Source organism: Paenibacillus sp. VTT E-133280 (genome assembly GCF_002264385.1).
GTDB lineage: Bacteria > Bacillota > Bacilli > Paenibacillales > Paenibacillaceae > Paenibacillus_AQ > Paenibacillus_AQ nitricinens.
Map to the genome: position 1 here is coordinate 1 of NZ_NFUX01000122.1, position 9,901 is coordinate 9,901.

Below are 9,901 nucleotides of genomic sequence, written 5' to 3' on the forward strand. Positions count from 1 at the left end.
TCATGACAAGTAGGGGTGAACATTATAGCGCTCGGGATCAAGTCCCACGGGCAGGTACGTTTGACCCGGCTACCTTAATTCTTAAAGCAAATGAAAAAAAGGATCAACCAGAAAGAACTGGTTGATCTCATAATACGAACGGGTAGTTTAGTTCAAACCTATGCAATTAGTTTTTTACAGGAACTGAAAAAGAAAAATTGATAACCGTTGTTTATGACAAAACTTCACGAGATGACGAAATAGACGATGCCGTAATGGATTTATCTAAATTAGATGACGATGACATGATACGAGCCAGTGTAGGAGAATACAGTGATAGCTTTTAAAGAAGCATTTGCACTGATTAAATCCAAAGGAACTGATTGGTATACGAATTTTTCGGAATTATTCCTAACGAAAATAAAGTAAAATAAAAACCGAGATTAAACAACGAAGAATTTTAGTGAAAAGAACGGAGGGCTAAATTGTTGCTGTATCAAAAAATTCAGGACATGATTAATGAATGGAATCCCATCGAGATTCATCCACTATTGGACGATGAATACAATGATGAGGTCAAACAAATATACAACTTCATCAATGAAAACCAGAGAAAATGCGGAATTGGTGACCTTGGACAGTACATCTATGTTGTTTTCCAGAAATGCTGCGGGAACCTGTTTGAGAAATCGCAAGAAGAATGCGTTCAGATAGCCAATAAGTTAGCTAATAAGATAATCAAATAGTACAGACCATCAACATGTTAAGCTAACGGGACACGATAGCTCAATAGAGATCAGGAGAAGGCTGTCGATGTGGAAAACTGTGTTTTTAAAAGGAGATGAGGTTATGCAAGGCTTAAAAAAAGATGTTGTTATATTGCTTGAATCAATTGTTTTTTTGGCTATTGGCTTGTTACTTACTGTAAATGTAGCAAGTAAAATTTATGAGAGTTTTGGAATTGAATTTATAGGTAATGTTTGGGTTAATTGGTTCGGAGTTTCATACTTTCTTTTTGTACTATACACGGTTATTACTGGACTATTTATTATGAAGAATACTATCTACTTTAAGCAACGTCTGAAATCAAAATTTTTTTGGTTTCTTTTTATTGGTTCAATTTACATAATCTCTATTCCATTTGTAAAAGGAGAAAACCCATTCTAATTGAACTAACGGGCAGGTTAATATGGAAGCCATGTAGAACTTTTACTGTATAAAGTTGGTATGGGGGAATATCAATGGAAAGAGAAGTTACGGAAGCCGAATTTTTAGATATGCTTCAAAATGGGCACAGACACTTTCACAAAATTTGCGTCGAAGCAGGTACTTATCATGAATTTGACTTTTCGGGTTTAATCTTCGATGAGTGTTTGTTTTCGGTTGACTTTGCGGGCTCTAATTTTGAAAACTCTACACTGATGAACTCTAATTTTAAAGCGTGTGATTTCTCCAATTGTGTTTTTAAAGGTGCAGTCTTGTTAGGTAATTCGCTCGATGGTGCGGAATTCAAAGGGGTGATTATAGAGGGTATTACCTTTTTAGAAAATACATATCATTCTATTATCCTTACAGAGCGACATCTAATTGACATGATAATATAAATAATCAATTCTTCAACTTGGGAAACTATAGTTCAATAATGAGATGGTGGCTCCGAGAGGAAGCCCTTTGTTCGGCTAACTGGCAGTATAGTGGAATATAGATTTGGGTTGTATAATCAAAACAGTATAAACATTTTTATCAAATGGATAAATAAGGAGAAAATATGAACACTGAAGATTACAAAGGTAATGATGATTTACAACTGTATGATTCAGTCATAAAGAAATTCGTTATTGACCACCAAAACAAGACCGTTGAGTTTTACTTTCTTAAGGTAATTGAGCGAGTAGACAGAAGTGAGCATAGCTTTACTTATAAAGTAAGGGAAGCAAGGCTGAAATTTTCAGGTGTGGTATATGCGAAACTACCATATTGGATGGAATTTGATGAATGGAGTGAATTTTACCGCTCCGCAGTTATCAAAACTTCAAGTATCCTACAAAGAGTTCCCGAACGAGCACAAAAACATAAAGAACTCCTACATATCTATTTGGGTATAGACAATGGTAATGAATATGCAGAACAAGATATAATCTGCGAAAGTTTTGCAATAGAATTGGAACCAGAAGAGTACATTTTGCATAATGATTTCGACTGGTTATATGTAGAATAATACTGATATGCAATCAACTAACGGGCAGTTATGCGTAACTTCCAGGGAATGTAAAAATCTAAATAACGTAAGGAACGAGGAGGCAGACAATTCATGGGAGGAACGAATGTATGGGATGCGGAGTGGGAGGTTAACGAAGAGCAGGCGCGGACGCTGATCGGCAGACAATTCCCTCAGCTGTCATCGAAGCAAGTGAAACGATTGGGCTGGGGCTGGGACAATACGGTTTTTCTCATCGGTGACGAGTACGTGTTCCGGTTTCCAAGAAGAACGATTGCAGTTGGCTCGATTCGTATGGAAGGGAAGCTGCTGCCGAAGCTGGAGGCATATATGACCATCCCCTATCCGAAACCGTTGTTTTATGGCGAAGCAAGTGATGAATACCCGGCACCATTTCTTGGCTATGCCTACGTGCCAGGAGATTTCCCCATCGGTTTGACGGAAGAACGCCGGGCTTTATCGGCAGAGACGCTGGCGAAATTTTTACGGAAATTGCATGAGTTTCCGGTGCAGGCGGCGCTGAAGTGCGGAGTTCAGCAAGATCATCGAAACTTGACGGACATAGCATCGCGCAAAGTGAAATTGGAGGGCTTTCTATCGAAGGTGGTTGAACACTTGTCGCCGGAGGAGTACGGTGTGATCGAAGCGTATATTAGCAGGCTTCAAAAGGACCGTGTCGAGGCGGTGAATGCACTGCTACATGGCGATCTTCATTTCAAAAATATGCTTGTGAATGAGAACGGGATCGTTTCCGGCATCATTGATTGGGGCGATCTGAGCGTAGGCCATCCGGCTTGCGATTTGAGCGTTGCTTATAGCTTTTTACCACCTTACGCTCGTGGCGTGTTTTTCGAAACGTACGGAGGAGCGGACGAGGAAACGAAGCTGCTGGCGCGGCTGATCGCGGTATACATCCCCATACTGATCTTAATGCAAGCGGTCGATGACAGGAATGAAGCGATTGCGGCAGAGGCGAAATCCAACATCATGCGGGCACTGTCGGATTAGGCTCATTATTTCGTTGCGGCTATGGGGCTATGCCTATCGGCACCATTTTGTCGTTTAAAGGCCACGATAAGGTACGATCCGCCTTCTCTGATGTCGCTTTATGTTGAGGAACACGAAATTCAACAGAGTAAGTCGTTGCGCTAACGGGACACTATAGTGGAATAGCGGTTGCTTCGGCAGTCGTTTTTTATTTGTTCAACTAACGGGCAGTTTAGTGCAATAAAACTTTACCAATTGTGGTACTATAATTAAATGACTTCGAAAAGTGGTGATATCATGAAATTTGTTTTAATATTTGGTCCTCAGGCAGTAGGTAAAATGACAGTGGGGCATGAACTGGAAATGATAACTGATTTAAAATTGTTCCACAACCATATGACGATAGAATTGCTGGCTCCTTTTTTTGGCTTCACTAGTGAAATGTGGGGATTATCGGATAAATTCCGTCAGGATATATTTGAAGCAACCGCCGCCAGTAAAATGTATGGAATGATATTCACATATGTATGGGGATTCGATTTGCAGAGCGATTGGGATTATGTCGATAAAATTTGTGAAATATTTGAGGATCAAGGTGCGGATGTCTATTTTGTTGAGCTTGAAGCCGATCTTGAGGAGAGAATAGAGCGTAACAAGACTCCCCATAGACTTGAACATAAACCGACAAAGAGAGATATCACATTCTCTGAACATGATCTAATACAGACAATGGAGCAACATCGATTGAACTCGTTAGAGGGAGAAATTAAAAAAGAAAACTATTTGAGAATAAACAATACGAAAATCAACGCTCGTGAAGTTGCTGAAATCATAAAAAATAGATTCGCTTTATAACGATTCTTGTTAAACTAACGGGACACTATAGTTCAATAATGAGAGGGCTACCGAGAGGTAGCCCTTTGTTCAACTAACGGGCAGGATAGTTGAATGATTTCGCGAATAACTTAAGTCATGACGAATTTACGAAGTTCGCAAAAAAGACGTTAGCCGAAAGAAGTTCTTAGTTTAGGAGGAGTCTATATGATATTAGAAAAAGTTATAAATAGAATTGTAATACAAAGTGAATATAAGGATTTTGTTGATAAATATATAGATAATATACTTAGCGAATTTAAAGGTAAGATTCATAGCATTTATATGTGTGGCTCGATTCCAAAAGGAACTGCTAAACCTTTTAAGTCAGATGCAGACTTTACTATTGTATGTGTAAATCCCAAAGATATTGATTACGAAAGATTGTCAAATATTAAAGACGGGCTTTTGGAAGAATATCCAGTAGTAACTAAGATTGATACGATAATTTGCTCGATTGACGATGTATTAAGTAAACCAAATGAGTGGGGTTTTTGGGTAAAGATAATTTGTGTTTGCATATATGGTCATGACGTTGGTGAAAAAGTACCACCGATAATTATTTCTCCTGAATTCATTTTAGACTTAAATACAGAGACCAAGGAGGAAGTAGATCGTATACATAGTTTACTTTCTAATGCTAATGAGAACACAATGAAAACTAGATATATTAAAGGTTACTCTAAGAGATTAATTCGTGCATTATACTCTTTGGTTTTAGAAGATACAGGTGTATGGCAAGATGACATTATTAAGATGAAGAATGCCATATTAAACTATTGTGAGATTGACTCCGCTTTAGTTAATTATCTGTATGCTTGTTACTTGGATAGTAATGTACTTGTTGAAGAGTTTCTGGGAATTGCAGATGAAGTATATAGCTATTTTGAGAACGCCTTAAATGCAATGGCTGCTTCCAGAACTTCCTTCGGCTAACACCATATTGACGCTCCGGGTAACTCTGAGAAGTGAGTGACCACATCCAGCCCCCTAAGCGCGTCGGGACGTCACTGCATTAGGTGTTCGGCAAGCCTCACAACTATAAGCAGCGACTCTAATTAAAACATAAGACTATTGAACTAACGGGGAACTTTAGTTGAATGATACACATTAAAGAGCAGCCGCTACGGTAGCCTGCTGTTTTCATTGAAGTAACGGGGAGGATAACTTGGACAAGTCACGGAGATTTGAATATGAAGATTGTTAAGGGATGTGTTATTAAAATGAGTCTACAATTGGTGCCATTAAATATTCCATCAGATTGGACTGTCGTATGGAATCATTTTTATGAAATTAATCCCGATGACTTTCATGACGACTCATTTCCTTATGTATGGGAGCTACATGAGGATATATTCTATTTTAGAAATGAAAAGACAGGTTTGATTTTGGATTTAGGATGGTATCCAGCTATGCGTTCAGAGGGTGCGTATACATTGAATTTAGTGAAAATAGGTGATGAAGAAACTGGACCCGAATATTGGGCTAACCCTATTTTAAAATATTGTTCCCGCAAAATTAACGACATAACAAATATAATCCATGAAGTTCTCAATAAAGAGCAATATGATTCGTCCGAAGCAAAGTAAATCATTAAGCTAACGGAGAACGACAGTAGAATAGCGGCTGCTTCGGCAGCTGTTTTTTATTGTTCAAATAGCCAGCAGAATCCTTGCAATTTGTGGGGCTATAGCGTTCCATTATTAGCATTAGGTTAAGTAATAATATTATGTAAAAAATTGGAACGATGTGGTAAAGTGGAATGATGGGAAAAGTACTCAAATTACAAGCTTCTTCGATAATAACTTTGTGCCAATCCTTGCGTTCCTCGGTATGATACTTTTCGTATATGGGTTTCCGAAAAAAATCAAATAAGATAACTTGTTCAACACGATGTGAGCACATTATGGATTGTACCATAAAGTTACAGAGGAGGTGCTTAGATGGCGGAAAGAAGATATGGAATTGTCAAATGGTACAAAGAAGATCAAGGCTACGGACGGATAATGCTAGACGGGCAGGAAAATAACCATGTTTTTGTACACTTCAGCGAAATACTACCAGACCCTATTAGGTTACCGGACGGCTTTCGGTTCCTTAAAGAGGGTCAAAAAGTTGCATTCGACCTATTCGAGTTTCCGGATATAGTTGATTCTCAGCGCAGGACAGCTAAGAATGTGCAAATATTAGAGGAATGAAGGAATCGAGACGTACTTGATGAATGTATGGACTTTCGGGAATCATAATTAAGCTAACAGGCGACGATAGTTCAATATAAACACGATAAGGCAGCCAATCAGTCAAGATGAAAGGCTGCCTTTATTCAATTAACGGGCATTTATCTTCAACTACTAATTATAGTTTTCTTGCTTTAATTACGAAAGTTACAGGAAGCATCTTTGCTTTTTTCGCAAAATCGTCGTTATCGTTCCGGGGTTGAATAAGTTCATCATCAGATTGCTCAATCATTTCCTCAATGATAAATCCCGCTTTTGAGAGCGCATTGACATAGGTTGATAGTTTACGGTCAGATAATGTTAGCGTACTTTCGTTAAGAGTTACCGAATACCAAGATTCATCGAAATAACATTTTTTAAAAACAAGCATATCATTTTCTGCAACAACACATTTGTGTATAGGGTGAGACCAACTGAAAATAAATACGCCGTCTTTTTTTAGGTAAGATGCAATCCTGCTAAAAGTACCCTCAAGGTCGGTTGTCCAGCCTATAGCATAAATCGAATAAACAAAGTCAAAATAATCTTCAGGTAAGCCACATTTTTCTTCCATGGGTGAACAGATTAATTTTGCTGAAAGTCCGTGATCTGATAAGTATTCTCTTGTTTTTTCGATTTGGTTTTCTGATATATCTATACCCCATAGTTCAGATGCTTTACGTTCCCCGAGATATTGCAATGATTGACCGCTTCCACAGCCTATCTCTAGCATCTTTTTTCCTGAAATATCGCCAAAAAGTTGGCATTTTTCTTCTGAGACGAATGCTCCATATAAAGGAAGTGCGGTTGCTCCTAAAATATCATTTCCTTTTGTATCCCAAAATAAACTGTTAGTTTCATGAATAACATTCTTGTCCATATCGACCGAGATAGCGCTACCAACCTCCCCAGCGCCTATAATATTTGTTCTATAAACAGAATTCTTGTCCATGCCAGTACCATCCCCCAATATAAAAATATTAGCCTAAATATCCTGACTTTCGTACTATTAATTCCCAAATAATGTACCATTTTTCTATGAATACATCTACCTCAAATCTTCCATATAGCATCCATTTGATCTAGTAGACTCATTGCGCTAACGGGACACGATAGTGGAGTAGCGGTTGCTACGGTAGTAGTTTTTATTTGTTCAATTAGTGGGCAAGATAGCTGAAAAAGGAACTCAAATTTAAATCTCGAATATTTATTGAGAACGGATAGCTAAACAATTGATGACAGACAGGAGATAAGTACGAGGATAAATGGTTTCGGAGGAATTTTTTGGAGAACTAAGAATCTTGAAGTTATAAAAAATGGTACAGTGAGGTCTTGAAGATTGAAATAGATCATTGGAATGGGACTGTGATAAAGCCCCAATCAGGAAATGAGACTATCTTTTCTTTTTTTACCGAGGATGACAGTTATTTTCCAACAGAACAACAAGTGATGTTAAATTTCCAAGTACATAATCTAGACGAGACTATTAAGCATCTTGAGCATATTGGTATACCATTTGCAAAGAAAAAAGAAATTAGTGAATTTGGAAAGTTTGTTTGGATTGAAGATCCTGAAGGTCGACTGATCGAGCTTTGGGAGAAATAAAGAGTTCTAACCAAATCCAACGGTATAACTCCAGAGTTGATGAGTTATAAAAAATGAGTTGACACAAAAGTAGTTAGGAACCATACTACACATATGAACAACAATAATAAAAAAGTAAGTGACATTGAGGCTATTCCCTCGCTTGTACAATCCAAGCGTCAGATTGATCGTTATAACCTAGACATAGACGCACAAGCTATACTCGTCGCGTCAAGGCTAATGGCAGCGGGAGCCATGCTTGGACACGCCTCGGAAATTCATTTCTCTAGATTTGGTTTATCAACAGGGCGTTATCGTTTATTGGCTGATCTTGAAGATAACGAAGGAGAAGAGTTGCCTTCGAAATTAGCGGAGCATTTAGGCGTTACACGTGCAACAGTGACTGGTCTTATCGATATTCTTGAACGAGATGGGCTAGTATCTCGGAGATCAAGCTCAGACGATGGGCGTCAGAAATCAGTCATTTTAACGGAAGAAGGAGCGAAAAAGCTACGCGAAATGGCACCTGAGCATTTCGCTCGGCTGGAAGCAATGGTGGGCTTACTCAATATCGAAGAGCGCAGCGTATTTCTTGACTTGCTAGACCGAGTTACACAAGGCATCTCAGCACTTACGGGTGAACTAGGCTCGAAACCAAAGGGAAACATCAGTAATGAGTAGAATGGGCTAGTGAAGCTAGCCTATTTTTATTCTTATATAGTTAGGTGCCTAATTATATCTCGCTGAACGTAATCGTTGGACTACTTCAAAGAAGAAAGGAGCAAGTAAATGAACCAGATGAAATACCCGAAGCGGACAGATGGTGTTTATGACATCAAGGCTGTCGGTTCCAAGAAAAAGACTTTTGTACTATGGCGTGAAGTTGTAATGGCCTATATGGCTCCCGCTATTATGGCAGGTATCGGGGGATTGGTTACTGCAGATAGGGGGCTTCAAATAGCGGCATTGACCACTATTGGTGGTGCATCAGCTTTGATGGCCTTGATGATTGGCCTTTTGTTGCGTAGCCGAGTGGGCCATTTGCAATGGGTCATCGGTGCACCTCACTTGGTTGTGGTAGGGGTATTCGCATTGGCCGGGTCCTCATTTGGACTATACGCTGCATGGGTGACATCTGTTTCTGTTGAAAGTATGATTCCGAGTAATCACTTGGCCTGGGTAAATCGTGTCTGGATCGATTTCCCGTTGTCAGGATTCATAGCAAGCACGATAGTGACATGGCGGTGGCGACTTGAAGTCACAACTAATTTTTCATCTAAAAGGAGAAGTGAGAAATGATAGTTATTATGGGAGCAACAGGTACGATAGGTAGTGCACTTTTGGAACGTTTGGTTGATCTTGGCATACCTGTGAGGGCTCTAAGCAGAGAGCCAGAGAAGTTGCGCGATCAGATCGGAGAAAAAGGCCGATCGACTACCGAGGTCGCAAGGGTGGATGCTTCCGACCCCACATCGCTGCGCCGTGCGTTTAATGATGCTAGCCAGCTCTTCCTTGCCATGTCCAACAGTCCAAGACAAATCGAATTGGAAAATTCAATCATTCAGATTGCCGTCGAATCTGGAATCAAACACATCGTAAAAATATCAAGTCCAGCCTTTGAGCAGAGCTCTCCAGTGGCCGTAGCGGGCTGGCATCAAGAAATTGAGAAAACGCTGAGAGAATCGGGTCTCACCCACACCGTATTGCGCCCCTATGCGTTCATGCAAAATTTAATGCGCTTTGCACCAACGATCACAACCCAAAATATTTTCTTCGGCTCCATGGGTGATTCACCATGTAACTTCATTGACTGTCGCGATATTGCAGACGTTGCTGCAGAAGTTCTGACCAACCACGAGGTATCAGGCCATATATATACTCTTACTGGTTCGGAGATTTTCAGTTATCCCCAGATTGCGAGTCGACTATCGGCCCTGCTTAATCGACCGATAAGTTACATCAACATGGAACCCCAAGTACTGCTCCGTAATCTTATCGAGCACGGGAATATGCCTCCTTGGCTCGCGAACCACGTTGTGGAAAT

13 protein-coding genes and 1 pseudogene are annotated in these 9,901 nt (G+C 39.7%); 13 read left to right on the plus strand and 1 reads right to left on the minus strand.

What is annotated here, in order from left to right; genetic code table 11:
* Positions 1 to 467: 467 nt before the first annotated feature.
* From CA600_RS29720 to CA600_RS29760, 9 genes are all read left to right on the plus strand, one after another.
* The gene (locus CA600_RS29720; RefSeq protein ID WP_094874693.1) at positions 468 to 725 is read left to right on the plus strand and encodes a hypothetical protein; all 258 of its coding nucleotides are present in this window, start codon (positions 468 to 470) and stop codon (positions 723 to 725) included.
* Positions 726 to 792: 67 nt separating this feature from the next.
* Positions 793 to 1,146, plus strand: coding sequence for a hypothetical protein (locus CA600_RS29725; RefSeq protein ID WP_256990068.1), 354 nt, complete (start codon positions 793 to 795; stop codon positions 1,144 to 1,146).
* 74 nt (positions 1,147 to 1,220) lie between these two features.
* Positions 1,221 to 1,583, plus strand: a complete 363-nt coding sequence (locus tag CA600_RS29730) for a pentapeptide repeat-containing protein (RefSeq protein WP_094874694.1) — start codon at positions 1,221 to 1,223, stop codon at positions 1,581 to 1,583.
* A gap of 164 nt (positions 1,584 to 1,747) precedes the next feature.
* Positions 1,748 to 2,197 (plus strand): hypothetical protein, encoded by a 450-nt coding sequence (locus CA600_RS29735; protein ID WP_094874695.1) that lies wholly within the window; start codon positions 1,748 to 1,750, stop codon positions 2,195 to 2,197.
* A gap of 93 nt (positions 2,198 to 2,290) precedes the next feature.
* On the plus strand, positions 2,291 to 3,205 hold the full coding sequence (locus CA600_RS29740) for a phosphotransferase (RefSeq protein ID WP_094874696.1): 915 nt from the start codon (positions 2,291 to 2,293) through the stop codon (positions 3,203 to 3,205).
* Between the two features lie 276 nt (positions 3,206 to 3,481).
* Positions 3,482 to 4,039: an AAA family ATPase gene (locus tag CA600_RS29745; RefSeq protein ID WP_094874697.1), complete on the plus strand. Its 558-nt coding sequence runs from the start codon at positions 3,482 to 3,484 to the stop codon at positions 4,037 to 4,039.
* A 186-nt stretch (positions 4,040 to 4,225) separates the two neighbouring features.
* On the plus strand, positions 4,226 to 4,993 hold the full coding sequence (locus CA600_RS29750; protein WP_094874698.1) for a nucleotidyltransferase domain-containing protein: 768 nt from the start codon (positions 4,226 to 4,228) through the stop codon (positions 4,991 to 4,993).
* Between the two features lie 257 nt (positions 4,994 to 5,250).
* The gene (locus CA600_RS29755) at positions 5,251 to 5,646 is read left to right on the plus strand and encodes a hypothetical protein (protein ID WP_094874699.1); all 396 of its coding nucleotides are present in this window, start codon (positions 5,251 to 5,253) and stop codon (positions 5,644 to 5,646) included.
* A 354-nt stretch (positions 5,647 to 6,000) separates the two neighbouring features.
* Complete coding sequence (locus CA600_RS29760) at positions 6,001 to 6,255, plus strand: cold-shock protein (RefSeq protein WP_094874700.1); 255 nt, start codon at positions 6,001 to 6,003, stop codon at positions 6,253 to 6,255.
* 157 nt (positions 6,256 to 6,412) lie between these two features.
* Here the strand turns inward: CA600_RS29760 and CA600_RS29765 are convergent, their stop codons facing one another.
* A complete protein-coding gene (locus CA600_RS29765) occupies positions 6,413 to 7,225 on the minus strand; it encodes a class I SAM-dependent methyltransferase (RefSeq protein ID WP_094874701.1) in 813 nt (270 codons plus the stop codon).
* A 309-nt stretch (positions 7,226 to 7,534) separates the two neighbouring features.
* On the opposite strand from CA600_RS29765, the pseudogene CA600_RS29770 reads away from it, so the two are divergent.
* The 4 genes and pseudogenes from CA600_RS29770 to CA600_RS29785 form a co-directional block, all read left to right on the plus strand.
* Positions 7,535 to 7,878 (plus strand): annotated as a pseudogene (locus CA600_RS29770) (VOC family protein).
* A gap of 93 nt (positions 7,879 to 7,971) precedes the next feature.
* Positions 7,972 to 8,538: a MarR family winged helix-turn-helix transcriptional regulator gene (locus CA600_RS29775; RefSeq protein WP_094874702.1), complete on the plus strand. Its 567-nt coding sequence runs from the start codon at positions 7,972 to 7,974 to the stop codon at positions 8,536 to 8,538.
* Positions 8,539 to 8,646: 108 nt separating this feature from the next.
* Positions 8,647 to 9,156: a hypothetical protein gene (locus CA600_RS29780; RefSeq protein ID WP_179281780.1), complete on the plus strand. Its 510-nt coding sequence runs from the start codon at positions 8,647 to 8,649 to the stop codon at positions 9,154 to 9,156.
* The coding region (locus tag CA600_RS29785) for an SDR family oxidoreductase (RefSeq protein WP_094874703.1) at positions 9,153 to 9,901 on the plus strand (749 nt) is incomplete at its 3' end. The genes CA600_RS29780 and CA600_RS29785, both read left to right, overlap by 4 nt.

Bases quoted from the DNA above. Each gene is read 5' to 3' on its own strand.
- CA600_RS29760 (WP_094874700.1), top strand. From the start codon at position 6,001: ATGGCGGAAAGAAGATATGGAATTGTCAAATGGTACAAAGAAGATCAA.
- CA600_RS29745 (WP_094874697.1), top strand. From the start codon at position 3,482: ATGAAATTTGTTTTAATATTTGGTCCTCAGGCAGTAGGTAAAATGACA.
- CA600_RS29755 (WP_094874699.1), top strand. From the start codon at position 5,251: ATGAAGATTGTTAAGGGATGTGTTATTAAAATGAGTCTACAATTGGTG.
- CA600_RS29765 (WP_094874701.1), bottom strand. From the start codon at position 7,225: ATGGACAAGAATTCTGTTTATAGAACAAATATTATAGGCGCTGGGGAG.
- CA600_RS29735 (WP_094874695.1), top strand. From the start codon at position 1,748: ATGAACACTGAAGATTACAAAGGTAATGATGATTTACAACTGTATGAT.
- CA600_RS29780 (WP_179281780.1), top strand. From the start codon at position 8,647: ATGAACCAGATGAAATACCCGAAGCGGACAGATGGTGTTTATGACATC.
- CA600_RS29775 (WP_094874702.1), top strand. From the start codon at position 7,972: ATGAACAACAATAATAAAAAAGTAAGTGACATTGAGGCTATTCCCTCG.
- CA600_RS29750 (WP_094874698.1), top strand. From the start codon at position 4,226: ATGATATTAGAAAAAGTTATAAATAGAATTGTAATACAAAGTGAATAT.
- CA600_RS29725 (WP_256990068.1), top strand. From the start codon at position 793: ATGTGGAAAACTGTGTTTTTAAAAGGAGATGAGGTTATGCAAGGCTTA.
- CA600_RS29740 (WP_094874696.1), top strand. From the start codon at position 2,291: ATGGGAGGAACGAATGTATGGGATGCGGAGTGGGAGGTTAACGAAGAG.
- CA600_RS29730 (WP_094874694.1), top strand. From the start codon at position 1,221: ATGGAAAGAGAAGTTACGGAAGCCGAATTTTTAGATATGCTTCAAAAT.